Source organism: Microbulbifer sp. ABE4_465 (assembly GCF_056160765.1).
In genome coordinates this window covers 1-25,656 of the sequence record NZ_JBSWXV010000004.1, presented here as the reverse complement: position 1 = coordinate 25,656, position 25,656 = coordinate 1, and the positions used below count along the sequence as shown (strand labels likewise).

The following is a 25,656-nucleotide window of genomic DNA, read 5'->3' as shown; positions in this document are numbered from 1 at the left end:
CCTTCTACTATGTGCACTAAAACCAGGTGCACTAAAACTCCCAAGCGCGCATAGACTCAAACGTATGTCCCAGCAAAGCCTCAGCAAAGACACCATCGCCGCCGTCGCCACCCCTCCCGGACGTGGCGGCATTGGCGTGATTCGCCTCTCCGGCCCGAGGGCAAAAAACATTGGTGAACAGCTGAGCAACCGCCCCTTCAAGCCCCGCTTTGCACACTACTGCGATTTCATCCACCGGGAGCAACTGCTGGATCAGGGCCTCGCCCTCTTCTTCCCCGGCCCCAACTCGTTTACCGGCGAAGACGTGGTGGAACTGCAGGGACATGGCGGACCGGTGATTCTGGATACGCTGATGTCCGCACTGCTGGAACTGGGCGCGCGGCAGGCGCGCCCGGGGGAATTTTCCGAGCGCGCTTTCCTCAACGACAAGTTGGATTTAGCGCAGGCGGAGGCCATTGCGGACCTGATTGACGCCGGTAGCGCCCAGGCGGCGCAGAATGCCCTGCGTTCGCTGCAGGGTGTTTTCTCCGAAAAAATCGAAGAGTTAGCCACACACTTAACTCATTTACGCATATATGTCGAAGCATCGATCGATTTTCCGGAAGAAGAAATCGATTTTCTCGCAGACGGCAAGGTCGCAGCGGATATCGAGGCGCTACTCGCGCAACTGGACCGCGTGGAGGCACAGGCACGCCAGGGCACCATCATGCGGGAGGGTATGCAGGTGGCCATTGCCGGCAAACCCAACGCGGGCAAGTCCAGCCTGCTGAATGCACTGGCGGGTAAAGACACCGCAATCGTCACCGATATTGCCGGTACCACCCGGGACGTACTGCGGGAACATATCCATATCGACGGCATGCCCCTGCACATTGCAGACACCGCCGGGTTGCGGGAATCCCCGGATCAGGTGGAACAGATTGGTATGCAGCGTGCCTGGGATGAAATTCGCAGTGCGGACCGGGTGTTGCTGGTGGTGGACGCTGCCGAACTGAGCAGCCTGGATCCCGACAAAGCCTGGCCGGATTTCACCGCGCAACTGCCGGACCTGGAAAAGCTTACTTTGGTAGTAAACAAAATTGATCTCACCGATTACACCCCCGGCCTGCAGGCACACAGCGACGGCGTACCCATCGTCGCCATCAGCGCCCGCACCGGTGCCGGTATCGAGGCCCTGCAGCAGCACCTGAAACAGTGCATGGGGTATCGCGCAGGAAACGAAGGGACCTTTAGTGCCCGCCGTCGCCACCTGGATGCGCTGGCACGGGCGCGCAGTTTTATCGTGGAAGGTCAGGCTCAACTGAGTGCCGCTGGCGCCGGCGAGCTGTTGGCGGAGGACCTGCGTCAGGCACAGCAGGCACTGGGAGAAATCACCGGCACCATGACCGCCGACGAACTACTGGGCAAAATTTTCGGCAGCTTCTGTATCGGAAAATAACCGCTACACGGCGCCCGCAATTACGGAATCTTGCGGTTGCGCCCCGCCAGTACCCCGCAAACGGCCATCAACAAGGTCAAACCGACACCGACCACCAGTGGCGCCTGCCAGCTTTGCCACTGTTCGTGCAGGGCACCACTCATCGTTGGGCCACAGGCGGCGAGCAGATACCCCAGAAACTGCGCCATTCCGGACAGGCTGGCCGCGTGCGCCACACTGCCCGTCCGAAATGCCATAAACATGATGGCCAACAGGAAACAACCACTGGAACCAAATCCGAACAGTGCCACCCACAGCGCAGCCAGTGCCGGATGAAAAAGCAGGCCAAGCAATGCCGCCGTCATCAACAGTGCCATTGCCGCGGCCATCAAGCGCTGATCGCTGAATCGCGCAATTACCGGCCCCAGAAAAAGGCCCGGCAGGGCCGATGCCAACTGCATTTCCCCATGCAGGGACCCCGCCACCACCGCGGTAAAACCCGCATCCGTCAAGATCGCCGGCAGCCAGCTCGCCATGGAATAGAACATTACCGAGTTAAACCCGAGATACAGGGTGATCTGCCAGGCGATGGACGAGCGCCACAATGCTTTCGACGAGTATTCCACCAGCGGTGCACTCACCGGTGACACCGTGGCGCTGGCAACCCTTGCGACCCGCTGAGCACGCAGAGACCAAACAACCAGGGCGAGCAACGGCAGCATAGCCACCGCCAGAAGCCCCGCTTGCCACCCAAACCAGAGTGCCAGCGGCACCGCGCACACCGATGCCAGCGCACCCGCTGTCCCCATGGAAATACCGCTGACACTGGTGGCCTGGGCGACATTCTCCGGGAAATCCGTTTTCACCAGGCTCGGCAACAACACATTCCCAAGCGCAATTCCCGCGCCTATTACCGCAGTGCCGGCGAACAGTGCGGTGACTGAGCCTGCGGAGCGCAGCAGGACCCCGGTGAAAATGGCCACCAGTGCTAAAAAGATCGTCGCCGTCAGGCCCCAACGCCGGGCAATAGATGCCGCACACAGAGACCCCGCGCTAAACATCAGCAACGGCAGCGTGGTCAGCAACCCTGCCGTAGAAGCATCCAGAGCCAGCTGTGACTGAAGAGTTCCAATCAGTGGCCCCACCCCGGTTACCGGCGCGCGCAGGCAAGCCGCCATCAGCACAAGGCCGGCGTATAACAGCAATGGGTTGACTGTCTGTGGGGGAGTTTGGGTCTTCTGTACCACTAAACGAGGTCCAATATCGAGGTGAGTGACGGGGGCGCGCATTCTTCAACACAGCTCCCCCCCATACAAGTCACAAGAGTTGCCCACATCAATCCACAAGGTTATCCAGATCGACCACCTATCCAACCTTGCTACACAGCAATTTATCCCGGAAAACCACAGACTTATTCACAGTTGCAAAATTAACGGCGCTCAAAAACACAGCTGTGGACAAAACACGGGATGACCCCCTGCTTAACCCGGTACGAAAACGGGGACAATTAGACCGGATGATCAATAACGGAAAAGTTATCCCGCTCGTCCACACGCCCCTACCGTAGTTTTACCCTTGTAAAAGCAGGGGTTTACAGGGTAGTTATCATCCCCATAAGGCTTTGTTTTTAAAAGGTTTTTTAGCGATATACATAAAACCACCCCCCCTATATAACAACAACAAACATAAACACGTACTTATACGTAAGGTATGTATAACTTTATTTATGTATAGATAAGAAAGCGAAAAACGAATTTTCTAAATGCCGCTTTTTTGCACAGCTCAACACCCCTATAATGTGCGGCCGAATTTTTCCCTGATTACCCTTGTCAGTGGCAAGCTGACACCAGAGCTGGATCCTATGGACTACCCCACGCAATATGATGTGATCGTGATTGGCGGCGGACACGCTGGCACCGAGGCGTGCCTGGCGGCGGCGCGCATGGGGAGTCGTACCCTGCTGTTGACCCACAACATCGAGACCCTGGGTCAAATGTCCTGTAATCCCGCCATCGGCGGCATCGGCAAGAGCCATCTGGTGAAGGAGGTCGACGCACTCGGCGGCGCCATGGCGACCGCCACCGACCTCGGTGGTATCCAGTTTCGGGTGCTGAATGCGCGCAAGGGCCCCGCGGTGCGCGCCACCCGCGCCCAGGCCGACCGTGCCCTGTACAAGGCGGCGATTCGCAATATTCTCGAGAACCAGCCCAGTCTGGATATCTTCCAGCAGGCCGCGGACGACCTGATTGTCGAAAATGACCGCGTTTGCGGTGTGGTTACCAACGCGGGGCTGCGTTTCCTCGGCAAAACCGTGGTGATCACTGCCGGCACCTTCCTCGGCGGGCGCATTCATATCGGCCTCGACAACCATTCCGGTGGTCGCGCCGGGGATCCGCCTTCCATCGCCCTCGCCGAGCGCCTGCGTTCGCTGCCGTTCCGGGTAGAGCGCCTGAAGACCGGTACCCCGCCCCGTATCGATGCGCGCTCCGTGGACTTCTCCGGCCTGGAGGAGCAGTGGGGAGACGAGCCGCTTCCGGTCATGTCGTATCTCGGCAATCGCGAGCAGCACCCGCAGCAGGTGTGTTGCTGGATTACCCACACCAACGAACGCACCCACGAGATTATTCACGGCGGCCTGGATCGCTCGCCCATGTATTCCGGGGTGATCGAAGGCATTGGCCCGCGCTACTGCCCGTCCATCGAGGACAAGGTTCACCGCTTTGCGGACAAGAGCAGCCACCAGATCTTTATCGAGCCCGAGGGCCTGACCACCAACGAGCTCTACCCCAACGGCATCTCCACCAGTCTGCCGTTCGACGTGCAGATGAACCTGGTGCGTTCCATCAAGGGCTTCGAGAACGCGCATATCACCCGCCCGGGCTACGCCATCGAATACGACTTTTTCGATCCGCGGGATTTGCTGCCGTCGCTGGAAACCAAATTTATCGGCGGGCTGTATTTTGCCGGCCAGATCAATGGCACCACCGGCTACGAGGAGGCCGCTGCCCAGGGGCTGCTGGCGGGTGCCAATGCGGCCCTTCAGGCCCACGACAAAGACGCCTGGTCCCCGCGCCGCGACGAGGCCTACCTGGGCGTACTGGTGGACGACCTGATCACCAGCGGCACCAAAGAGCCTTACCGCATGTTTACCAGCCGCGCGGAATACCGCCTGCTGCTGCGGGAAGACAATGCCGACCTGCGCCTGACCGAGAAGGGCCGCGAGCTGGGCCTGGTGGACGATGTGCGCTGGCAGGCCTTCTGTGAAAAGCGCGAGGCCATCGAGCGCGAGCAACAGCGCCTCAAGGAAACCTGGATCCAGCCGGGTACCGATGCGGCGAAAACCGTCGAGCAGAAACTGCCGCAGCCGCTGGCCCGGGAGTACAGCCTTCAGGACCTGCTGAAGCGCCCGGAACTGGAATACGAAGACGTAGCCAATCTCAGCGGCGAAGCCGTCAGCGATGAGTGGGTCGCGGAGCAGGTAGAAATTTCCGCCAAGTACGCCGGTTATATCGACCGCCAGCGCGACGAAATCGAGCGTCTGCAGGCCTACGAGGACACCCCGCTGCCGGTGGATTTTGATTACGCCGGCGTTTCCGGCCTCTCCAACGAGGTGATCCAGAAACTGAGTGATGCGCGCCCGGACACCCTGGCCCGCGCCGGCCGCGTGCCCGGTGTGACGCCTGCGGCGGTATCCCTGCTGCTGATCCAGCTGAAAAAACGTGGTCTTCTGAACCGCAAAAAGGCGGTTTAAGGCCATGGAACAGTTTCGCACCCGGCTGCAGCAGGCGGCCGCGCAGCTCGATCTGGATCTGACCGATGCACAGCAGGACAAGCTGCTCGCCTATCTCGATCTGTTTGCCCGCTGGAACGCTGCGTACAACCTGTCCGCGGTACGCGATCCGGCGGAAATGCTCGAGCGTCACATCATCGACAGTCTGAGTGTGGTGAACCTGTGCGGCACCAGTGCCGAGGATCAATCCCCGCTGATCGATGTGGGCTCCGGCGGCGGCCTGCCGGGGATTCCCCTGGCGATCATCCACCCCGAGCGCCCCGTCAGCCTGCTGGACAGTAACGGCAAGAAATCCCGCTTTCAGTTCCAGGTGGCCAGCCAGCTCAAGCTCGCCAATATCAACGTGGTGAACCAGCGGGTCGAGGCCTATCGGCCGCAGAACCTGTACGCCAGTGTGGTTTCCCGTGCGTTTGCCTCGCTGCAGGATATGGTGTCCGGTAGTGAGCATTTACTCGCGCCCGGCGGCCGATTCTATGCGATGAAAGGCAAGATCCCGGAAGATGAGTTGAGTGCATTGCCAAAAGGCATTAAGGTCGAACAGCTGCACCCATTGCGTGTACCCGGGTGCGACGCCGAGCGCCATCTGATCGTCCTCCAGCGTGAGGATTGAGCCTCCGGCCATCCTTCCCCTCACCGGGATCGACGACAACATACGAATTCGATACCAGCACACCGGGCCGATGTTCGCGGGTGTGCTTTTGCTGCCGCATCTTCCGGTGAAACCGGCCTAGCGGCGAGCCCGGACCGCCAGAGGAACTGCGCCACCGGGAACAACAGGATCAGAACCTTGAGCAAGATTTTTGCGGTAGCCAACCAGAAAGGCGGAGTCGGTAAAACCACCACCTGCGTCAACCTCTCTGCGTCCCTCGTCGCCAACAAGCGACGGGTGCTGCTGATTGACCTGGACCCCCAGGGCAACGCCACCATGGGCAGCGGCGTGGACAAGAGCGAGCTGCAACTGTCCAGCTACGACGTTCTGGCCAGCCTGCTGCCACCGCGCAAGGCCATCGTGCCCACCGACAGCGGTTACGACCTGATGCCGGCAAACATTGACCTGTCTGCCGCGGAAGTCGAGCTGCTGGAAATGGACGGGCGCGAGTCGCGCCTGCGCCAGGCGCTCGAGCAGATCAGCGACGATTACGACTACATCATCATCGACTGCCCGCCGTCCCTGAATATGCTCACGGTGAATGCGCTGTGTGCCGCCAGCGGCGTGCTGATTCCCATGCAGTGCGAGTACTACGCGCTGGAGGGGCTGTCCTCCCTGATCGACACCATCACCCAGGTGCAACAGGCGGCCAACCCGAGCTTAAAAATCGAGGGCATACTGCGCACCATGTACGATCCGCGCAACAGCCTCACCGGCGACGTGTCGGAGCAGTTGAACGAGTACTTTGGCGAGCGACTGTATCGCACCTGTATCCCGCGCAACGTGCGCCTTGCGGAAGCCCCCAGTTTCGGCAAGCCGGCACTGGATTACGATCGCAGCTCCAAGGGCGCCATTGCCTATCTCGCACTCGCCGGCGAGATCACCCGTCGCGACAGTGCGGCCAAACAGAACAACAGCAATCAAAGCAGCGGACCTCGCCCGGTAGCGGAAGCGGTTTAAGACTGAGGTAATAGACTTATGGCCGGCAAACGCAAGGGCCTCGGGAAAGGACTTTCCCATCTGATCAGTAACAACGCCAGTGAAGCCATTGCCGTGGCCACCGGCGAGCGCAACGGCGACATTGTCGAGCGCGTCGACGGCGAGCTCAAAGAGCTGCCCATCGAATACCTGCAGCGCGGCCGCTACCAGCCGCGCCGCGACTTCCCGCAGGAATCTCTGCAAGAACTCGCCGATTCCATCCGCGCCCAGGGCATTATGCAGCCCATCGTGGTGCGCCCCATTGGCGAGCGAAAGTACGAGATTATTGCCGGTGAGCGCCGCTGGCGCGCCGCGCAGATTGCCGAGCTGGACAAGGTTCCCGCGCTGATCCGCGAAGTGTCCGACGAGGCCGCCATCGCCATGGCGCTGATCGAGAACATCCAGCGGGAAGACCTGAACCCGGTGGAAGAGGCCATCGCGCTGAAGCGCCTGCAGGACGAGTTTGAACTCACCCAGCAGCAGGTGGCGGAAGCGGTAGGCAAATCCCGCACCGCGGTCACCAACCTGCTGCGTCTGCTCAGCCTGACCGAAGAGGTGCGCACCTTCCTCGAGCGCGGCGATATCGAGACCGGCCATGCCAAGGCCCTGCTCGGCCTCGCCGGCGAAAGCCAGAAGTCCGCCGCCCGCCAGGTGGTGGATCGCGGCCTCACCGTACGCCAGACCGAAGCGCTGGTACGTAATATCCATGAGCAGGCGGGCAAGCCGAAACCGAAAAAACCGGAAGTCGACCCGAATATCCGCCGCCTCACCGAGCGCCTGGCAGAAAAAATTGGTGTCCCGGTGACCATTGATCACGGTGAAAAAGGTGCCGGCAAACTGGTGCTCAAATACACCAGCCTCGACGAGCTGGACGGTATCCTCGCGCATATGGGGTACAGCGAAGACTGATCCCCACGGGCTTGCCCCCTCTTGTAACCCCCGTGGAACCGTTACTATTGCAACGTTTCCGTAAAAAATGCGCCAAAATAGTGCAATGTTTTGGCGCATTTTTTGTGTCTGACGCTTACATTGCCCGCTGAAAAGTGAGTGCTCACTATCGCGCTATCCTGTGGCGAAAGACCGCGAACGCCATACCAACTGACTAGATTTGCCAGTTGAACCGGCAGGCTGGTTCAGACATAATTCGCACGCCCAAAATTTGGGCGGAGAATTAATTCTGGCCGGCCTGTTCCCGCCTATGCGTAATCCCCCGGTAGTAAAGATTTCGCTGATCCAGCTGGCAGTCGTTTTGCTCGCTGCACTGGCACTCGAATTCGCGATCGGACGTGTGGTTGCCCTCTCCGCCCTGCTCGGCGGCGCCCTGTGTGCGCTGCCCAATCTGTATTTCGGCCTGCGCGCCTTTGAACTTTTGGGACCGAATCGCGGCAAGGTTCGCGGTGCGCGCGCAAGCCAGCGCGCAGTGGGAAGTTTCTACCGCGCCGAAACCGGCAAGTTCGTAATGACCCTGGTGGGGTTTGCGGTGGTATTTGCCAGCGTCAAAACGCTGAACCCCGCGGTGCTGTTTATCAGCTACGGCTTGTGCGTGATTTTGCACTGGATTCTCGTGGCCCGACTGCATGCAACGAAGTAGCAGGGGCCGGGGAACCTCCGATTGGATCTGCGCTGATTAAGCGAGCCGGAAAATAGACGGCCGCGCAGACGAGAGGTTCCGCGAAACAGATTTTTTATCTTAAAACGTGTTGAGGAACTATGGCTGCCGAACAAACCGCGACGGGTTATATCCAGCACCACCTGCAAAATCTGACTTACGGTAAACTTCCCGCGGGCTACACCCGTGCCGATGGAGCCGTACTCTCCGAATCCACCTGGACCATAGCGCACAGCAGCCAGGAAGCCGCCGATATGGGCTTCTGGGCCGTGCACCTGGACACCCTCGGTTGGTCCATTGGTCTCGGTCTGATCTTCTGCTTCCTGTTTGCGCGCGCCGCGAAGAAAGCCACTGCCGGGGTTCCCACCGGTTTCCAGAGCTTTGTGGAAGTGGTTGTCGACTTCATCGACAAAACCGTTAAAGACACCTTCCCCCACCGCAACAGCATGGTTGCCCCAATGGCGCTGACCATCTTCGTGTGGGTATTCCTGATGAACCTGATGGACCTGATCCCGGTCGACTGGCTGCCGATGGCATTCGCCCAGGGCGTGTCCGCGCTTACTGGTGCGGATCCCCATCACGTGTACTTCAAAGTCGTTCCCACTACCGACCTGAATGCCACCCTCGGTATGGCGCTGGCGGTATTCGCGCTGATGATCTTCTTCAGCGTGAAAGAAAAGGGCCTGATGGGCTTCGTCAAAGAACTGACCCTGCACCCCTTCCACTCCGGCAAGTGGTACATCGATATTTTCCTGATCCCGTTCAACTTCCTGCTGGAAGCGGTTTCCCTGATCGCCAAGCCGGTGTCTCTCGGCCTGCGTCTGTTCGGTAACCTCTACGCGGGTGAGATGATCTTTATCCTGATCGCCATCGTCTTCGGTGTTGGTGTTCTGGGCTTTATCGGCGCCGGTCTGCTGCAGATGGGCTGGGCCATTTTCCACATCCTGGTGATTACCCTGCAGGCCTTCGTATTCATGGTGTTGACCACCGTGTACATGGCCATGGCGCACGACCGGGAAGATGAACACGCGCACGACCACTAAGGTCGTGTTGCCCCCGGCCTGGCCGGGGGCAAAGGTTTCTGTCGGTTTACTGACTTTTTTCACTCACTTTCAACTTCAACAACTCTTAACTTACTTTTGGAGAAAACAATGGAAGCATTAGGTCTGGTTTACGTAGCTGCTGCACTGCTGATCGGTCTGGGCGCACTGGGTACTGCGATCGGTTTCGGCACCCTGGGTGGCAAACTGCTGGAAGGTTCTGCACGTCAGCCTGAACAGGCTCCGGCTCTGCAGGGCAAAATGTTCCTGATGGCTGGTCTGCTCGACGCCGTTCCGATGATCGGTGTTGGTATCGCTATGTACCTGATTTTCGCGGTAGCTCCTGGTCTGGCTGGTTAATTCCCCGTTCCAATTGCCCTTTAACCCATTTTTGAAAGAGCAAGAGGTGTCGGTGTGAATATCAACCTGACTCTGATCGGCCAGTCGATCACCTTTCTCGCCTTTGTATGGTTCTGCTGGAAGTTTGTCTGGCCGGCCCTGCTGGGTGTTATGCAAGAACGCGAGCAAAAAATTGCGACCGGTCTGCAAGAAGCCGAGCGTGCGGAGAAAGATCTTGAGCTGGCTCAACGCAAAGCTGTCGAGCAACTGAAAGAAGCCAAAGCCCAGGCTGCGGAAATCATCGATGGCGCCAACAAGCGCGCCAATCAGATCGTTGACGAAGCCAAAGAGGCCGCGCGCAGTGAAGGCGATCGCCTGAAAGCTGCCGCACAGGCGGAAATCGAACAGGAAGTAAACCGTGCGAAAGAACAACTTCGCTCGCGTATCGCTGCCCTGTCTGTTGCCGGCGCCGAGAAAATTCTCTCGGTCAACATTGATGCCAAAGCGCACGATGACATGATCGAGAAACTGGCAGCCGAGCTGTAAGCGAGGAACCCATGTCGGAACTCAGCACACTGGCTCGGCCCTACGCAAAAGCGGCTTTTGCCCACGCCCAACAGGCTTCTGACCTTTCCGGTTGGAGCCTGGCGTTGGCAACCGCAGCGGCGGTCAGCCAGAACGAAAAAATTGGCGAGCTGCTGGAAAACCCGCAGTTGACCAGTGAAGTGCGCGCGGAAAAGTTCCTGTCTGTTTGCGGCGATTTCAATGCGTCGCAGCAGAACTTCATCAAGCTGCTGGCGGAAAACCACCGCCTGCCGCTGTTGCCGGAAATTTCCGAACTGTTCGAAGCGCTGAAGGCCCAGGCAGAAGCCACTCTCGAAGTGGAAGTCATCTCTGCCCGCCCGCTCAGCGACGAACAGTCCCAGCGCCTCACCCAGACTCTCAGCAAGAAGTTCTCCCGCGAAGTGCACCTGCACAGCGCGGTAGATGAAAACCTGCTGGGCGGCGCAATCATTCGCGCTGGCGACACGGTCATTGATGGCACCGTGCGCGGTCGACTGGCCAAACTCGCCGAGGCGATGAACTCCTAAATTATCGTCCCCTCTACCGCCAAGGCGGTGGAAGGGAATTCGAGGAACAGAGCATGCAGCAACTGAATCCCTCTGAGATCAGTGAAATTATCAAGAGCCGCATCGACAATCTCGATGTGAGCACAGAAGCCCAGAACGAGGGCACCATTGTTTCCGTATCCGACGGTATCATCCGCATCCACGGCCTCGCCGATGTGATGTTCGGTGAGATGATCGAGTTCGAAGGCGGCGTAACCGGTATGGCGCTGAACCTGGAGCGCGATTCCGTTGGTGCCATCGTACTGGGTGACTACAAGTCCCTGGCCGAAGGCCAGAAGTGCCGTTGCACCGGCCGCATCCTGGAAACTCCGGTTGGTCCGGAGCTGCTGGGCCGCGTGGTTGACGCCCTGGGTAACCCCATCGACGGTAAAGGTCCGCTGAACAACAAGCTGACCGACGCGGTTGAGAAAGTAGCCCCCGGCGTAATCGCCCGTCAGTCCGTTGATCAGCCGGTTCAGACCGGTCTGAAAGCGGTAGACACCATGATCCCGATCGGTCGTGGCCAGCGTGAGCTGATTATCGGCGACCGTCAGATCGGTAAGACTGCGGTAGCAATCGACGCCATCATCAACCAGAAAGATTCTGGTATTAAGTGTATCTACGTAGCCATTGGCCAGAAGCAGTCTTCTATTGCCAACGTGGTACGCAAGCTGGAAGAGCACGGCGCCATGGACCACACTATTGTGGTTGCCGCGGGCGCTGCCGACCCGGCTGCGATGCAGTTCCTCGCACCCTACGTGGGCTGCTCCATGGGCGAATACTTCCGCGACCGCGGTGAAGACGCCCTGATCATTTACGATGACCTGACCAAGCAGGCCTGGGCCTACCGCCAGATCTCCCTGCTGCTGAAGCGTCCTCCGGGCCGTGAAGCCTACCCGGGTGACGTTTTCTACTTGCACTCCCGTCTGCTGGAACGCGCCGCACGCGTAAACGCTGACTACGTAGAGAAGTTCACCAACGGTGAAGTGAAAGGCAAAACCGGCTCTCTGACCGCGCTGCCGATCATCGAGACCCAGGCCGGTGACGTTTCCGCATTCGTACCGACCAACGTAATTTCCATTACCGATGGTCAGATCTTCCTGGAAACCGACCTGTTCAACTCCGGCGTACGCCCGGCGATCAACCCGGGTATCTCCGTATCCCGTGTTGGTGGTTCCGCGCAGACCAAGGTAGTGAAGAAGCTGTCTGGTGGTATCCGTACCGCACTGGCCCAGTACCGCGAACTCGCGGCCTTCTCCCAGTTCGCCTCCGACCTGGACGAAGCCACCAAGGCCCAGCTGGATCACGGTGAGCGCGTAACCGAGCTGATGAAGCAGAAGCAGTACTCTCCGCTGTCCATTGCCGAGATGGCTGTGTCCGTTTACGCCGCGGACAAGGGTTACCTGAAAGACGTAGAAGTTGCCAAAGTGCTGGACTTTGAATCCGCCCTGCTCGCTTACATGAACAGCGAACACGCAGAGCTGATGGCGCAAGTAAACAGCACCGGTAACTACAACGACGAAATCGACAACGCCTTCAAGGCCGCGATCGAGAAATTCGTCGCTACCGGTAGCTGGTAATACGCTTTCGCCCTGCACGTTTTGCGTGCGGGGCGAAACAACGCGAGCGAACAAGGTAAATCACTATGGCAGGCGGAAAAGAAGTACGCACAAAAATTGCCAGCATCAAGAGCACGCAGAAAATCACCTCGGCCATGGAAATGGTTGCGGCGAGCAAGATGCGTAAAGCTCAGGATCGCATGGCACTGGGGCGCCCTTACGCAAGCCGCATTCGCGCGGTGCTTGGCCACGTGGCCAACGCCTCGGCGGAATACCAGCCTATCTACCTGCAGGAGCGAGAAGTCAAACGTGTGGGTTACATCCTGGTATCCACCGACCGAGGACTTTGCGGCGGCCTGAATATCAACGTATTCAAGTCAGTCATCCGCGAGATGCACTCCTGGGATAAACAGGGTGTGGGTGTGGATATCTGCGCGATCGGTAACAAAGCGGTCAGCTTTTTCAAAAATATTGGTGGCAATGTGGTTGCCGCACTGCGGGACGTGGGTGATAACCCTGAAGTCTCCCAGCTGCGCGGTCCCGTGAAGGTGATGGTAGACCGTCTCGCCGCCGGTGAGATTGATCGCCTTTACCTGGTGTCCAACGAATTCGTGAACACCATGACCCAAAAGCCGCAAATCCAGCAGCTGTTGCCGCTTCAGAAAGAAGAAGACGAACAGCACCAGCAAAGCTGGGATTACCTGTACGAGCCCGAAGCAGTTGAACTGCTGGATGGCCTGCTGGTGAACTACATCAGATCTCAGGTGTATCAGGCGGTAGTGGAAAACAAGGCCTGTGAACAGGCTGCACGTATGATTGCGATGAAGAGCGCCACCGACAACGCCGGTGAGCTGATCGACGCACTGCAGCTGGTTTACAACAAGGCGCGCCAGGCAGCAATTACCCAAGAGCTGTCTGAGATTGTTGGCGGCGCCGCCGCGGTGTGACCCCGGGTCATCCGCAGAAAGATTTGAACTTTGAGGATCGGGAAATGAGTAACGGGCAAATTGTGCAAGTTATCGGCGCGGTCATCGACGTGGAATTCCCGCGCGACGCCGTACCGAATGTATACGATGCACTGGTGGTTGAGGAAAAGAACCTCACCATGGAAGTGCAGCAGCAGCTGGGCGATGGCGTGGTTCGCGCGATTGCCATGGGTTCTTCTGAAGGTATCCGTCGCAGCATGGCGGTGAAGAACACTGGCGCTCCAGTTTCCGTACCGGTTGGTACTGAAACCCTGGGCCGCATCATGGACGTACTGGGCAACCCAATCGACGAGTGTGGCCCTATCGGTGAAAAAGAGCGTGCCTCTATCCACCGTGCCGCGCCGACCTACGAAGACCAGGCAAGCTCCACCGAGCTGCTGGAGACCGGCATCAAGGTAATCGACCTGGTATGTCCGTTCGCCAAGGGTGGTAAAGTTGGCCTGTTCGGTGGTGCCGGTGTAGGTAAAACCGTAAACATGATGGAGCTCATCAACAACATCGCCACCGAGCACAGCGGTCTGTCCGTGTTCGCGGGTGTAGGTGAGCGTACTCGTGAAGGTAACGACTTCTACCACGAGATGCAGGAAGCCGGCGTTGTTAACGTCGAAGAGTTTTCCAAGTCCAAGGTAGCGATGGTTTACGGCCAGATGAATGAGCCGCCCGGTAACCGTCTGCGTGTGGCCCTGACCGGCCTGACCATGGCCGAGAAGTTCCGTGACGAAGGTCGTGACGTACTGTTGTTCGTAGACAACATCTACCGTTACACCCTGGCCGGTACCGAAGTATCCGCACTGCTCGGCCGTATGCCGTCTGCGGTAGGTTACCAGCCGACCCTGGCGGAAGAGATGGGTGTTCTGCAGGAGCGTATTACCTCCACCAAGACCGGCTCCATCACCTCCATCCAGGCGGTATACGTACCGGCGGATGACTTGACCGACCCGTCTCCAGCGACCACCTTCGCGCACCTGGACTCCACAGTAGTACTGAGCCGTGACATCGCCGCCAAGGGTATCTACCCGGCCGTTGACCCGCTCGACTCCACTTCCCGTCAGCTGGATCCGCAGGTGATCGGCGAGGAGCACTACAGTGTGGCCCGTGGCGTACAGTCCGTACTGCAGCGCTACAAAGAACTGAAGGACATCATCGCGATTCTGGGTATGGACGAGCTGTCTGAAGAAGACAAGCAGATCGTAGCCCGCGCGCGTAAGATCGAGCGTTTCCTGTCTCAGCCGTTCCACGTAGCGGAAGTATTTACCGGTGCACCGGGCAAATACGTGTCTCTGAAAGAAACCATCCGTGGTTTCCAGGGCATCCTGAACGGCGACTTCGATAACCTGCCGGAGCAGGCCTTCTACATGGTCGGCACCATCGACGAAGCCGTCGAGAAAGCCAACAAGAAGTAAGGCACGCATGTGGCACCGGTAGTCATGCCGGTGTCACCCAAGACAGCTGAGAATGAGGTAGCCTTATGGCTATGACAGTACATTGCGACATCGTAAGTGCACAGGAATCCCTCTTCTCCGGTCTGGTGAAGATGGTGATTGTCAGCGGCGTCGAAGGGGAACTCGGTATCTCCTACGGTCACGCGCCTCTGCTCACCGCAATCAAACCGGGTCCGGTACGCATCATTAAAGACAATGATGAAGAGGAAGTACTGTTCCTGAGCGGCGGCTATGTCGAAATCCAGCCGAACATTGTCACCGTCCTCGCCGATGTCGCTGAGCGCGAAATCGACGAAGATGCTGCCAAAAAGGCACGCGAAGAGGCAGAACACGCCCTGCGCAGCGCCCCGGCGGATATCGACTACAACCGTGTCTCCGCACAACTTGCTGAAGCCGAAGCCCGTCTGCGCACCATGCAGGCGATCCGCAGAGCCGCTGGCAAGTAACCTACTTTTTTGTAGGAGCCTGCTCCACAGGCGAACGAAAAAAGCAGCTTCGGCTGCTTTTTTTGTGCCCGTGTGCGCGACATAGAACCCTAGAAAAGGTTGATGTTCTTGGTCAGCGTCACGCTACTTTTGTTTCCGGTTTCACCTTCCATGCTGTCGTAACGAAGGTAGAAGTCGTCGTCTATGCGGGTAATGAACGACACCTTGAACACCTCTTCGCCATCCACCATTCTGGCGAACTCACTTTCGGCGTTGCCGCTATAGTCGTTTTTGATCCACTCGCCGGCCAGGTAGAAATAGCGAGTCTGCAGCAGTAAACCCGCGCGATAGCGACGGATATCATCGTCAATATCCACGGCTTCTCCGTTTTCTTCGACCGTGGTGTCGAGCCAGGATTGCGTGCCGCCAAGCCACAGTGACAAATCTGTGGTGCTCCCAAAGCGCCGCCCCACGGCAAAGGAAAGATCGATATTGCCGTCGCCTCCGGTTAGCAGAAACTCGTCCGCCGCCTCGTCAGCTGCGCTGGTCACTTTACCGGCCTGTATATCGACGTTCACTCCGTAGCCGTAGTGCCAGCGATCACTTTTACCGAAATCTTTACCGTCCCAACTGGTGACCGAAAGCTTGGGCGCGATTTTTCCACCCTCACCCTGGGTGGCGATCCCCGGCATGGCTTCCAGTTTCTGTAGTGGAATATTCAGGCGGCGACGCTGGGCTTCCGCATTCTCTAAATCTGCTTTAGCGGACTCGCGATAGGATTCCAGCTGCGCGATACGCTGCTCCATCCGCAATAATTCGGCGCCAATCTGCGCCTGCGCTTGCGACTGATTGAGCTTGTCAGCATCTGCTTTCTCCACGCCCACTGCCGCCAGCGCCGATCCCGGATCGGTAAGAGAAAGCGCAACGACCGAGTCTCGCAACCGGGAAATATCCGCAATTTCGTCGGTATAGTCGGAGATTTCTGCGGTACCCGCGTCGATTGCATCGTCCAGTCGCTCCCGTTCAAGATGTCGGCTGTCACCTACCCTTGCGGTATCTGATGGATTCACCTCAACGGCGCGCACCGCTCCCGTACTGATCGCAGATGCGGCCGTCGGCAGCATCAGGCAGATCGCCAGTGGCATTACAAAATTTTTCACAAATTGTCCCCCTGTTAGTTCTCGGCTTTACGTTGTGATTTTTTTAAAACTTTATACCTTAAAACAGCCATAAATTCGTATTTTGTTGTGCTGCTGTGGCGCCGTGGACGGAAACTGGCCCCGTGAAAAATTAAAAAAATGAATTTCGCGCCAACCTGTTTCACCAATACCCGCTTGTCGCTCTGTGCGAGATTTAATTTTTCGTCCTGCCGAGTCATTATTGTCAGCTCACCAAAAGTGCAATGGGAAAATATGAAGACACAGGATGGTAGTAGCGGTAGGCCGTGTATCGGCATCGCGTTAGGCAGCGGTGCCGCGAAGGGGTTTGCGCATATTGGTGTGCTCAAGGTCCTTCGCGAGATGGGGATTCGTCCCGACGTGATCGCCGGTACATCAATGGGCGCCTTTGTTGGCGCCGCCTATGCCGCCGGCAAGCTCGACAATCTTGAGGAGTGGGTGCGCCAGCTGGATAACTGGAAGGTATTTTCTTTGCTGGATATCAACTGGACCCTGAGCGGCGGTGTTATCGGTGGTATCAAGCCATTTCGTACGTTTTTCGAGGGGTTTGAATTCGACAACATCGAAGATCTTCCCTTGCCCTTTACCGCCGTGGCCACCGACCTGCACAGCGGTCAGGAAATCTGGTTGCAGCAGGGCAACCTGCAGGATGCGGTCAGCGCTTCCTGCTCGATTCCCGGGCTATTATCACCAAAAGCGCTTTCCGGCCGCTGGCTGGTGGATGGTGCGGTGGTTAACCCGGTTCCTGTAGATGTGTGCCGTGCCATGGGGGCAACCCGGGTAATCGCCATTGACGTAATGGAAGATGGCGCACCACTGCTGAACCGGGAGCACCGGGAGGTGGCGAGCGTCGTCAGTGAAAAGTCATCGGTCGAGGATATGTCGATGCTGCAGCAGGAGCGCGCGGAAATGTCCCATCCGGAAGCCGGTGATGACAATAAGGCCCTTGCGGAAGTGGAACAGTCCAACCCCTCCAACGGGCTGGCACGTCTACTGGAGCAGGGTAAAGAACAACTGACCCAGTTCCGCGAGCTGCGCAAGCGCCCGAAAATCGCGCCGCCGGGTATGTTCGATACCATGCACCAGGCCATGGCGATCCTCGAGCGACGTCACAAGCGCACCCGTATGATGGGCTCGCCCCCGGACGTGCTGGTTATGCCCAAGGTGGGTGAAGTGGGTGGCATGGAGTTCTCCCGGGCGACCGAGGCCATTGAGGCCGGCGAGGTGGAAGCCCGCCGTCTGCGCACCTGGATCGAAGATATGGTGGATCAGGGATAGGGGTATGTGGAGTCTCAGGCAATTACACACTCTTCTCCACGCAGTTACTCTCCTGATTGCACTTGCCTGTACGCGCGCCGATGCAAGTGACTGGTACGAATACCAGTCTGAAAACTTCACCGTGTACTCTGATGTACCGGAGCGCCGTGTCTATGAACTGATGCGAGACTTGGAGCGGTTTCGCCGCACCGCTCTATCCTTCACCGGTCAGGAAGAAACTCCGGAAAATAAAAACCTGCGGGTTTTCCATTTCCGCGATTCCCGCGAGTTCGGGCAGTTTACCGGCGATCGGAAAATTGCCGGCCTCTACCGCGAAACCTGGGAAGGGCCGATCATCTTTTCCCGCGACGGTGACCACGGCATTTCCGGCTCGGGCCTGATTTTCCACGAATACATCCATCACCTGATGCGCGAGCGCAGTGGCATGACCTACCCGCGCTGGTATTCCGAAGGCTTTGCCGAGCTGCTGGCCAGTGCGGAACTGCGCAAAAAAACCGTACTGGTCGGCGGACTGCCAGAGTGGCGTTTGAGCGCCTGGGCAGAAGATGAACCCCTGACCATCGAACAGCTCCTCGCGCCTCCCCCACTCGCTGCGCAAAATGGTGAAGACAACAGCCGCTACTGGAACAACTACTATGCCAGTGCCTGGCTGCTCACCCACTATTTACAGTTGGGCCACAACGCCGGCCACCCGGACTACCGCGCCGCTACCACCAGTTATCTGAAAGCAGTGGCCGCGGGTGAAAATCCATTCGAGATCTTCGGAGAACATTTCGGAAAATCCATTGAGGAAATCCAGCGCGAAATGCTCGCCTATATGCGCGACGATATTTACCGCCACAAACTGGATATTCCCGAATACACCTACTCCATCCCCCGCCGCGAACTCAATGAAAACGAGCAGCTGTTTCTGCTGGCGAATGAAGCGATGGATTTTGCTAACGCAGATCTCGCCATGGAGTACCTGAAGCGCAGCGAGCAACAGGGTCTGGGCTGGCAGGAAAACATCACCGCCATGGCGGTGATTGAAGCGGAAAAAAAGAACTACATGCTCGGTGAAAAAGTGGTTGAGGAAATTGGCGAGCACGGCCAGATCAGCCACCTCACCGCCGCCAATCTCGCGCAATTCTATCTACTGCGATTACAGGCATTAACGCTCACTCGCGAGTGGGATGATGACTTTTATACGGCTGCGGTGAAATACGGGAAAATCGCCGTGCAGATGGGCCCGGACTACCTGCCCGGGTACCGCACCCTGTGGACCGCGTATCAGTTGAAAGGCGAAAGTGAAGATGCCCTGCAGATCATGCTGAGCGCCTACCACCAGGAACCCAATCACCTGAACCTGAATGCCACCATGGGGTTTTATCTCGCGCATCTTGGGAAGGATGCACTGGCCCGGGAGTATCTGGAGCGGGTGGTTGCCTGGAGTCACTCGGAAGACCTTCGCGCGCGTGCGGAGTCTTTGCTTGAGGGTAGAGAATAATCTTAAAAGCCTAAATGCCTCTATTGATTAATTGGAAGGAAGTGTGACTTGAAGGCGCCGCTGCCCGGCACTGCTTTGTGAGACCTTCCGCGAGAGGGACCTCGCGGAAGAGCCCCCATGGATGGGTTTACGGCGTGTCTCACAAAGCAGTGCCGGGTGGCGGCGCCGCCACGTATTCGATCAGTGCACCCAGTGGTGCCGCTCCTGCTTCTCTTGAATCGCTTCCGCTGTCGGTGTCGGCATGGCGCTTACCGGCAAACGCTCGTGGAAGAACGCCAGACGCTCGTCCCCTTCCACCTCGTTCATGGTGGCCGCGTCGAACACCTTGCCGTTGATCACGGTATATTTCACCTTCTCCGACAGGCGCAGATCGTCCAGCGGATTGCCGTCCACCACGATGATGTCCGCCAGTTTGCCCGGCTCCAGGCTGCCAATGTCGTGGTCCATACCCAGGTAGCGGGCGCCATCGATGGTGCCGGCACGGAACGCTTCCCACGGGGTGAAACCGCCCTGTGCCATCATCCACATCTCCCAGTGGGCGCCGAGACCTTCGCGCTGGCCGTGGGCGCCAATGTGCACGGTGACGCCTTTGTCACGCAGCTGTTTTGCGTGATTGGCCACATCCACGTGGTTGTAGTGGTGATCCGGCGCGGTGGGGCGGCGGATGGAGCGCGGGTTGACGATAAAGTCCGGAGTAAAGCTGGTCAGGCGCTCGTTCTTCCACACTTCGGTGCGGTCGTACCAGTAGTACTCACCGGAGAGGCCGCCGTAAGCCACCACAAACGTCGGGGTATAACCCACGCTGGTCTGGCTCCACATCTGCTCAACGTCGGAATAGATATTGGCGATGGGCAGTGAGTGCTCCACACCGGTGTGTCCATCCACAATCATGTTCATATTGTGCTGGTATTTACCGCCACCTTCCGGCACCACCATGATGCCGTGCTTGCGGCCCGCTTCCAGTACCTGTTGGCGCTGCTCCCTTCTAGGCTGGTTGTAGCTCTTCACTGAAATCGCACCCATTTCCTTCAGGCGGCTCACGTGGAACTCGGCGTCGTCCAGGCTGTTGATCTTGGCCTTGTAGCCGGGGCCCTTGGCGCCGTACAGGATGGTGCCGGTGGAGAAAATGCGCGGGCCGTTGATGATGCCGGCCTTCTGCATTTCTGCCGCGGAGAAGATCTCGCTGCTGTCGTTGGACGGGTCGTGAATGGTGGTCACACCGAACGCCAGGCTGGAGTACAGGTTCCAGTTCTGCTGCGGGATGATCTCCTCGCGGCCCTGAGCACCGTGGGCGTGGGCGTCCACAAGCCCTGGCAGAACGGTCTTGCCGGTGACATCGATGCGCTGGGTACCGGTGGGGATTTCCACTTCATTGTGCGCGCCCACTGCCACGATGCGGTTACCGCGGAACAGCACCACGCCGTTCTCGATCACTTCCCGGGCGGACTCTGCGTCGCGCATGGTCACCACGGTACCGCCGGTCAGCGCCACCAGTTTGTCGCTGTTGGCGAACTGCTGTTTGAAACTGAGATCGATACCCTCGCTCACAGGCTCCGGCAGTTGCTCCGGGGCACCGGCAACAAAATCAAACGCGTCTTTCAAATCGCGCTCGTACAGCTTCGGTCCGTGGGCCCAGCCCAGGGTCTGGCTGTCGCCGGACCAGTGCAGGTTCTCGCCGGCGCGCTTCGACACCTGGGTGACTTTTACGGCGGTGGCGTTGGGGCCGATGGATTCGGATTTGCCGGTGTGCATAAACGGTGCGGCAAAGGCTTTGAAGTCCTGGGTGAAGGCTACCCAGCGGCCGTCCGGGGACAGGCGGAAGGAGGTGATCTCGGCGCCGTGCAGGTGCTCGCGTTCGTCCTTGCCGTTGGCGTCGACGCTCTTGAACACGCGCTTGCCGCCATCGCCGTAGACATACTCGGAGAAGTAGATTCGGTCGCCATCCGCGCCGAAGTGCGGCTCGTAACCGGATTTACTGATGCGGCGCTGCCAGTCGCCATCGGCGTCCGCCAGATAGATACCGGGCTCGAGGGAGTACTCCGGGGAGAGCAGGTAGCCGCCGGTAAAGCGGCGGAAAGCCACGGTCTCGCCATCCGGGGAGAAGCTCGGCTCCACATACAGGCCGGGTTCATCGGTGATGGTCTTGCCGCGACCACTGCGTGCGGATACCACGCGCACCTGGCCGAGTTTCTCGTCATCCCAGGTCACATAGGTGATCTGCTTGCCGTCGCGAGACCAGCTGGGGTAAAACTCGAAGTGCTCATCCTGGCGGGTCAGTCGGCGACGTTCGCCGCTGTTCACGTCCTGGACGTAGATTTTGCCCAGGGCCTGGAAGGCGATCTGCTTGCCGTCCGGAGACTTCTGCGCCCAGCGGATCATTTTCACGTCGAACTGTTCCGGGGCTACATCCACCGGGAAGCGCACCGCGTCGGCGACCTTCTTCTCGGTCTTGATATGCGCGACGATCTCGCGGGCGCCACGCTTGAGGCTGCTGCCATCGGCATTGATACGCAGGAACCTGCCACCGCTCCACACGATCAGGGATTTACCGTCCGGCATCCAGTCGTAGTGCACATAGTTGCCGTGGGAGCCAAAGGACTCCTGCAGGTCGCGCTCAAGACCGGTGTAGATGGGTTTTTCCAGGCCACTGTTCAGGTCTTTCACGAACATGGAGGTCTGGTCGTCCTGGCGGCGGATAAACGCCAGCTTTTCACCATCCGGTGACGGTACCGGGGCAATGGAGCCGCCGGGGCCGGAGACAAAGGTCTCTTCCTTGCCGTCCTGCAGGTCGTAGCGGTTGATGGCGAAGATCTGCTGGGTGGAGTTCTTGTTGTACTCCCAGACCGTGCCCGGGGTAGTGTCGATGGCGTAATAGATGTAGCGGCCATCCGGGGAGAAGACCGCGTCGGAGATGTTCTTCTGTGCGATATCGCCGCCGATGCGCGCCTTGATCTGGCGACCTTCACCGCCGCCGTAGTGGTACATCCAGATTTCCCCGGCGGGGATACTGCGGCCACTCATAAAGCCCTTGCGCGCCACCAGGTGCTGGCCATCCGGGCTGAAGCTGGGGGCGTGTACCAGGTTTTCATTCTCGGTGGTCAGCTGGCGCAGGTTCTCGCCGTTGCGGTCCATGATCCAGATATTGTCGGCGCCGTCACGGTCGCTGACGAACACGATGGACTTTCCGTCGGGGCTGAAGCGCGGCTGGATATTCCACGCGATTTCGCTGGTAATCGCCTTGGCTTCGCCGCCATTGACCGACATTTCATAGATGTCGCCCAGCATATCGAAGACGATGGTCTCGCCGTCCGGGCTGATATCCAGGTTGCTCCAGGTGGTCTCGCGGGTATCGAGGGGGATGGCCTTGAACTCAAACGGCGGCTTGTTCACATCCCATTTGTCCGCGTCTTTTTTGGCTTCTTCCGCCGCCGCAGCCAGCGGCAGGGTCATGGCGAGGCTGGCGCCGCCGATCAGGCGCGCGAGCTTGCGCATTCTGGTTTTTATCATTTTGGCTCCCGGGGTAATTGGAGTTTCTGCAGTAAAAGGCTTGCCGGCGCCCCCGGGTCGGGCGCGCCGTAAAAACTACCCGTCAAATTAATGAAATATTGCTGATAGGCAACAAAACGACGCCGAACGGCACAAAGTTCGGAATATTCCGATGGCGCGGGATAATTTCCCGCGGCGGGCTGTAGCTGCATGCAAAATAACCCCTTACAACAGTGGTCTATATCGGGGAGCCGCGCGATATCGATAGAGGCTCTAGACTTGCCCTATCGCCAACGGCCGGGCAGCGCTCATGAACCACCAGCAATCGTCGGGTACCGAGTCCGACCGTCCCAAGAGTGACAGCGACATCCTGCAGGAACAGATGCAGGAGAGCCTGCACGAGTACCACCGCAACAACCGCTCCCTGTTTCTTTCTTCTCTGGCCGCGGGATTGGAGATCGGCTTCAGCCTGTTTCTGATGGCGGCGTTTTACAGTCATTTCAGCCATGAGGCGGATGCGCGGGTCATGTACTTTCTGATGGCGCTCAGTTATCCCATCGGCTTTATCCTGGTGATCATCGGACGCACGGACCTGTTCACCGAGCACACCACCCTCGCCATACTGCCGGTGCTCAGCGGGCGTGAATCCATACCCAGTCTGTTGCGGGTGTGGGCGGTAATCTACGGCGGCAATATGCTCGGCGCGCTGCTGTTCAGCATTCTGTTTGTACAGTTTGTAGATATGACGGAGCGGTTGGATGGCGGGATCTTTGAATACTACGGCGCCAAATTGATGGCAGACAACGTCAGTGGCCAGTTTGTGGGCGCCATATTTGCTGGCTGGTTGATGGGGCTGCTGGGGTGGATGGTGGCGTCTTCTGCGGAGACCATCAGCCGCATGGCGGTGGTGGCGTTGATCACTTTTGTGATCGGCCTTGGCGGGCTCGCCCACTGTATCGCCGGCGCAGTGGGAATCTTCAGCGCCCTGCTCAGCGACAATTCGTCGGTCCCCCTGACCGGCGGCCTGATGTTTCTCGCCGTTGCCACCGTTGGCAATACCATCGGCGGCTCCATCTTTGTCGGCCTGCTCAAATACAGCTATGTGGTCAACGGCCACGATTGAGTAACACCCGCCGATTCGCGCTGGTGGGTTGAGATCTGTGGCTTGGCCGCCCACAATTGCCGGCGATTTTTTCTCTTCTATACGGAATTCCCATGACCATCGACGTCGTCATCCTCGCCGCCGGCAAAGGCACCCGCATGCGCTCAGACCTGCCCAAAGTTCTGCACCCCATTGGCGGTGTGCCCATGCTGGGGCGGGTGATCGACAGCGCAAAGCGTCTCGGGGATGTGGCGATTACCGTGGTCATTGGCCACGGCGCCGAGCTGGTGCGCGAGCGCTTTGCCGACAGCGGCGTGCAGTTTGTGGAGCAGACCGAACAGCTGGGCACCGGCCACGCGGTGGCCCAGGCGATCCCGAACTTCCGCGAAGGTGCCACGGTGCTGGTACTCTACGGCGACGTACCGCTGGTAAAAACCGCCACCCTGGAAGATCTGCTCAAAGCTTCCGCAAATGGCCCGGCATTGTTGTCCGTAGTGATGGACGATCCCTCCGGCTACGGCCGTATCGTGCGCGACACCGCCAACGCGGTGCAGGCGATTGTGGAGCAGAAAGACGCCGACGAGGCCACCCTCACTATCCGTGAGATCAACACCGGCATCCTCGCCGCCCCGGGCAAACTGCTGGCCCAGTGGCTGCCGGAACTCTCCAACGACAACGCCCAGGGTGAGTACTACCTGACCGACGTGATCGCGCGCTCGGTCAGCGAAAAAATCGCCGTTACCGGCGTGATCGCCGACGATCCCTTTGAAGTGGCCGGCGTCAACAGCCGTGCCCAGCAGGCGGAACTGGAGCGCGCGCTGCAGGCAGACACTGCCAATACACTGATGACTGCCGGTGTGACCCTGCTGGATCCCGCCCGTATTGATGTGCGCGGCAATCTCACCTGCGGCGCCGACGTCTCCATCGATATCAACTGTATTTTCGAGGGCGAAGTTTCCCTCGGCGACAATGTGCAGATCGGCCCGAATTGCCTGCTGAAGAACTGCCAGCTGGCGGCGGGTACCGTGGTAGAAGCCAACTCCATTATCGAAGACGCCATCGTCGGCGAAACCTGCACCATTGGCCCCTTCGCTCGCCTGCGCCCGGGCACCGAACTGGCCAACGGCGCCAAGGTGGGCAACTTCGTCGAGACCAAAAAAGCCAGGATCGGACTCGGCAGCAAGGTGAATCACCTGTCCTATATCGGTGATGCCGAGGTGGGTGAAGGCGTGAATATTGGCGCCGGCACCATCACTTGCAACTACGACGGCGTGAACAAATCTAAGACTACCATCGGTGACGGCGCCTTTATCGGCTCCAACTCCGCACTGGTTGCCCCGGTCGAAATTGGCGCCGGCGCGACCATCGGTGCTGGCTCCACCATTACCCGTGAAGTGAGTGCTGACGAACTGGCTGTAGCCCGTGGTAAGCAACGCAATATCAGTGGTTGGCAACGGCCTACGAAGAAATCCTGAGCCCCGTGGTTCGGGTGCTTTGAATAAATAGTGGTGGCGGCAAAGCACCGGGTGTTAGTTTTCGAAACCGCTGTGAACCCATCCCTGGGCGCTGCGGCGGCGACTTCCTGTCGCCGACGCTTTCGAAAACTAACACCCGGTACTTTGCCTTCGCATTTGGCTCATTTACTTCGTTAGCGGTATTTGAGCGAAGTGATAAATCTGACGTGAAGGTGGAGTGCTGGGCGTGGGGGTTCAGGCGGGGGGCCCAAAAAAAGGTTTTGCCCCCGAACCCAAAGAGGGGTGTACCGAGGGCCTCAAAACCCAAA

The 25,656-nt window shown here is 58.6% G+C and carries 21 protein-coding genes; 18 read left to right on the top strand and 3 right to left on the bottom strand.

Annotation, left to right across the window (positions count from 1 at the left end; genetic code table 11):
- Positions 1 to 64: 64 nt before the first annotated feature.
- On the top strand, positions 65 to 1,438 hold the full coding sequence (gene mnmE / locus ACXAG1_RS08730) for a tRNA uridine-5-carboxymethylaminomethyl(34) synthesis GTPase MnmE (RefSeq protein ID WP_475119503.1): 1,374 nt from the start codon (positions 65 to 67) through the stop codon (positions 1,436 to 1,438).
- A gap of 20 nt (positions 1,439 to 1,458) precedes the next feature.
- Here the strand turns inward: mnmE and ACXAG1_RS08725 are convergent, their stop codons facing one another.
- A complete protein-coding gene (locus ACXAG1_RS08725; protein ID WP_475119502.1) occupies positions 1,459 to 2,622 on the bottom strand; it encodes an MFS transporter in 1,164 nt (387 codons plus the stop codon).
- Positions 2,623 to 3,278: 656 nt separating this feature from the next.
- Here ACXAG1_RS08725 and mnmG point away from each other — a divergent pair.
- The 13 genes from mnmG to ACXAG1_RS08660 all read left to right on the top strand — a co-directional run bounded on the left by mnmG (position 3,279) and on the right by ACXAG1_RS08660 (position 15,364).
- Positions 3,279 to 5,168 (top strand): tRNA uridine-5-carboxymethylaminomethyl(34) synthesis enzyme MnmG, encoded by a 1,890-nt coding sequence (gene mnmG / locus ACXAG1_RS08720; RefSeq protein ID WP_475119625.1) that lies wholly within the window; start codon positions 3,279 to 3,281, stop codon positions 5,166 to 5,168.
- A gap of 4 nt (positions 5,169 to 5,172) precedes the next feature.
- Positions 5,173 to 5,817, top strand: a complete 645-nt coding sequence (gene rsmG, locus ACXAG1_RS08715; RefSeq protein ID WP_475119501.1) for a 16S rRNA (guanine(527)-N(7))-methyltransferase RsmG — start codon at positions 5,173 to 5,175, stop codon at positions 5,815 to 5,817.
- 177 nt (positions 5,818 to 5,994) lie between these two features.
- Positions 5,995 to 6,816 (top strand): ParA family protein, encoded by an 822-nt coding sequence (locus ACXAG1_RS08710; protein WP_475119500.1) that lies wholly within the window; start codon positions 5,995 to 5,997, stop codon positions 6,814 to 6,816.
- A gap of 18 nt (positions 6,817 to 6,834) precedes the next feature.
- The gene (locus tag ACXAG1_RS08705) at positions 6,835 to 7,743 is read left to right on the top strand and encodes a ParB/RepB/Spo0J family partition protein (RefSeq protein ID WP_475119499.1); all 909 of its coding nucleotides are present in this window, start codon (positions 6,835 to 6,837) and stop codon (positions 7,741 to 7,743) included.
- A gap of 289 nt (positions 7,744 to 8,032) precedes the next feature.
- Positions 8,033 to 8,425, top strand: coding sequence for an ATP synthase subunit I (locus ACXAG1_RS08700; protein WP_475119498.1), 393 nt, complete (start codon positions 8,033 to 8,035; stop codon positions 8,423 to 8,425).
- A 119-nt stretch (positions 8,426 to 8,544) separates the two neighbouring features.
- Positions 8,545 to 9,486, top strand: coding sequence for a F0F1 ATP synthase subunit A (gene atpB, locus ACXAG1_RS08695; RefSeq protein WP_475119497.1), 942 nt, complete (start codon positions 8,545 to 8,547; stop codon positions 9,484 to 9,486).
- Positions 9,487 to 9,594: 108 nt separating this feature from the next.
- Positions 9,595 to 9,843 carry a F0F1 ATP synthase subunit C gene (gene atpE / locus ACXAG1_RS08690; RefSeq protein WP_010131056.1) on the top strand — a complete coding sequence of 83 codons (249 nt, stop codon included), beginning with the start codon at positions 9,595 to 9,597 and terminating at the stop codon, positions 9,841 to 9,843.
- Between the two features lie 54 nt (positions 9,844 to 9,897).
- Positions 9,898 to 10,368 carry a F0F1 ATP synthase subunit B gene (locus tag ACXAG1_RS08685; protein ID WP_043319867.1) on the top strand — a complete coding sequence of 157 codons (471 nt, stop codon included), beginning with the start codon at positions 9,898 to 9,900 and terminating at the stop codon, positions 10,366 to 10,368.
- Between the two features lie 11 nt (positions 10,369 to 10,379).
- Positions 10,380 to 10,913, top strand: a complete 534-nt coding sequence (locus ACXAG1_RS08680; protein WP_475091305.1) for a F0F1 ATP synthase subunit delta — start codon at positions 10,380 to 10,382, stop codon at positions 10,911 to 10,913.
- A 53-nt stretch (positions 10,914 to 10,966) separates the two neighbouring features.
- Positions 10,967 to 12,511: a F0F1 ATP synthase subunit alpha gene (gene atpA, locus ACXAG1_RS08675; RefSeq protein WP_475091304.1), complete on the top strand. Its 1,545-nt coding sequence runs from the start codon at positions 10,967 to 10,969 to the stop codon at positions 12,509 to 12,511.
- A 65-nt stretch (positions 12,512 to 12,576) separates the two neighbouring features.
- Entirely contained in the window at positions 12,577 to 13,437 is an 861-nt protein-coding gene (atpG, locus tag ACXAG1_RS08670) for a F0F1 ATP synthase subunit gamma (protein ID WP_475091303.1), read from the top strand.
- A gap of 44 nt (positions 13,438 to 13,481) precedes the next feature.
- Entirely contained in the window at positions 13,482 to 14,879 is a 1,398-nt protein-coding gene (atpD, locus tag ACXAG1_RS08665) for a F0F1 ATP synthase subunit beta (protein WP_475091302.1), read from the top strand.
- A gap of 65 nt (positions 14,880 to 14,944) precedes the next feature.
- Complete coding sequence (locus ACXAG1_RS08660) at positions 14,945 to 15,364, top strand: F0F1 ATP synthase subunit epsilon (RefSeq protein ID WP_475091301.1); 420 nt, start codon at positions 14,945 to 14,947, stop codon at positions 15,362 to 15,364.
- Positions 15,365 to 15,453: 89 nt separating this feature from the next.
- Here ACXAG1_RS08660 and ACXAG1_RS08655 read toward each other — a convergent pair whose 3' ends face one another.
- Positions 15,454 to 16,503: a hypothetical protein gene (locus ACXAG1_RS08655; protein ID WP_475119496.1), complete on the bottom strand. Its 1,050-nt coding sequence runs from the start codon at positions 16,501 to 16,503 to the stop codon at positions 15,454 to 15,456.
- Between the two features lie 252 nt (positions 16,504 to 16,755).
- Between ACXAG1_RS08655 and ACXAG1_RS08650 the strand changes: the two genes are divergently transcribed.
- Positions 16,756 to 17,799 carry a patatin-like phospholipase family protein gene (locus ACXAG1_RS08650; protein WP_475091299.1) on the top strand — a complete coding sequence of 348 codons (1,044 nt, stop codon included), beginning with the start codon at positions 16,756 to 16,758 and terminating at the stop codon, positions 17,797 to 17,799.
- Positions 17,800 to 17,803: 4 nt separating this feature from the next.
- Positions 17,804 to 19,285, top strand: coding sequence for a tetratricopeptide repeat protein (locus ACXAG1_RS08645; RefSeq protein WP_475119495.1), 1,482 nt, complete (start codon positions 17,804 to 17,806; stop codon positions 19,283 to 19,285).
- A 180-nt stretch (positions 19,286 to 19,465) separates the two neighbouring features.
- Here ACXAG1_RS08645 and ACXAG1_RS08640 read toward each other — a convergent pair whose 3' ends face one another.
- Positions 19,466 to 22,792 (bottom strand): amidohydrolase family protein, encoded by a 3,327-nt coding sequence (locus ACXAG1_RS08640; RefSeq protein ID WP_475119494.1) that lies wholly within the window; start codon positions 22,790 to 22,792, stop codon positions 19,466 to 19,468.
- Positions 22,793 to 23,081: 289 nt separating this feature from the next.
- On the opposite strand from ACXAG1_RS08640, the gene ACXAG1_RS08635 reads away from it, so the two are divergent.
- Both ACXAG1_RS08635 and glmU read left to right on the top strand, forming a co-directional pair.
- Complete coding sequence (locus ACXAG1_RS08635; RefSeq protein WP_475119493.1) at positions 23,082 to 23,894, top strand: formate/nitrite transporter family protein; 813 nt, start codon at positions 23,082 to 23,084, stop codon at positions 23,892 to 23,894.
- A gap of 92 nt (positions 23,895 to 23,986) precedes the next feature.
- Positions 23,987 to 25,348 (top strand): bifunctional UDP-N-acetylglucosamine diphosphorylase/glucosamine-1-phosphate N-acetyltransferase GlmU, encoded by a 1,362-nt coding sequence (glmU, locus tag ACXAG1_RS08630; protein ID WP_475119492.1) that lies wholly within the window; start codon positions 23,987 to 23,989, stop codon positions 25,346 to 25,348.
- The last annotated feature ends 308 nt before the right edge of the window (positions 25,349 to 25,656 follow it).

What these genes read in the sequence shown, in the direction of transcription:
- mnmE (WP_475119503.1), top strand. Translation starts at nt 65, where the DNA reads ATGTCCCAGCAAAGCCTCAGCAAAGACACCATCGCCGCCGTCGCCACC.
- mnmG (WP_475119625.1), top strand. Translation starts at nt 3,279, where the DNA reads ATGGACTACCCCACGCAATATGATGTGATCGTGATTGGCGGCGGACAC.
- rsmG (WP_475119501.1), top strand. Translation starts at nt 5,173, where the DNA reads ATGGAACAGTTTCGCACCCGGCTGCAGCAGGCGGCCGCGCAGCTCGAT.
- ACXAG1_RS08705 (WP_475119499.1), top strand. Translation starts at nt 6,835, where the DNA reads ATGGCCGGCAAACGCAAGGGCCTCGGGAAAGGACTTTCCCATCTGATC.
- ACXAG1_RS08700 (WP_475119498.1), top strand. Translation starts at nt 8,033, where the DNA reads ATGCGTAATCCCCCGGTAGTAAAGATTTCGCTGATCCAGCTGGCAGTC.
- atpB (WP_475119497.1), top strand. Translation starts at nt 8,545, where the DNA reads ATGGCTGCCGAACAAACCGCGACGGGTTATATCCAGCACCACCTGCAA.
- atpE (WP_010131056.1), top strand. Translation starts at nt 9,595, where the DNA reads ATGGAAGCATTAGGTCTGGTTTACGTAGCTGCTGCACTGCTGATCGGT.
- ACXAG1_RS08680 (WP_475091305.1), top strand. Translation starts at nt 10,380, where the DNA reads ATGTCGGAACTCAGCACACTGGCTCGGCCCTACGCAAAAGCGGCTTTT.
- atpA (WP_475091304.1), top strand. Translation starts at nt 10,967, where the DNA reads ATGCAGCAACTGAATCCCTCTGAGATCAGTGAAATTATCAAGAGCCGC.
- atpG (WP_475091303.1), top strand. Translation starts at nt 12,577, where the DNA reads ATGGCAGGCGGAAAAGAAGTACGCACAAAAATTGCCAGCATCAAGAGC.
- atpD (WP_475091302.1), top strand. Translation starts at nt 13,482, where the DNA reads ATGAGTAACGGGCAAATTGTGCAAGTTATCGGCGCGGTCATCGACGTG.
- ACXAG1_RS08660 (WP_475091301.1), top strand. Translation starts at nt 14,945, where the DNA reads ATGGCTATGACAGTACATTGCGACATCGTAAGTGCACAGGAATCCCTC.
- ACXAG1_RS08650 (WP_475091299.1), top strand. Translation starts at nt 16,756, where the DNA reads ATGAAGACACAGGATGGTAGTAGCGGTAGGCCGTGTATCGGCATCGCG.
- ACXAG1_RS08645 (WP_475119495.1), top strand. Translation starts at nt 17,804, where the DNA reads ATGTGGAGTCTCAGGCAATTACACACTCTTCTCCACGCAGTTACTCTC.
- ACXAG1_RS08640 (WP_475119494.1), bottom strand. Translation starts at nt 22,792, where the DNA reads ATGATAAAAACCAGAATGCGCAAGCTCGCGCGCCTGATCGGCGGCGCC.
- ACXAG1_RS08635 (WP_475119493.1), top strand. Translation starts at nt 23,082, where the DNA reads ATGAACCACCAGCAATCGTCGGGTACCGAGTCCGACCGTCCCAAGAGT.
- glmU (WP_475119492.1), top strand. Translation starts at nt 23,987, where the DNA reads ATGACCATCGACGTCGTCATCCTCGCCGCCGGCAAAGGCACCCGCATG.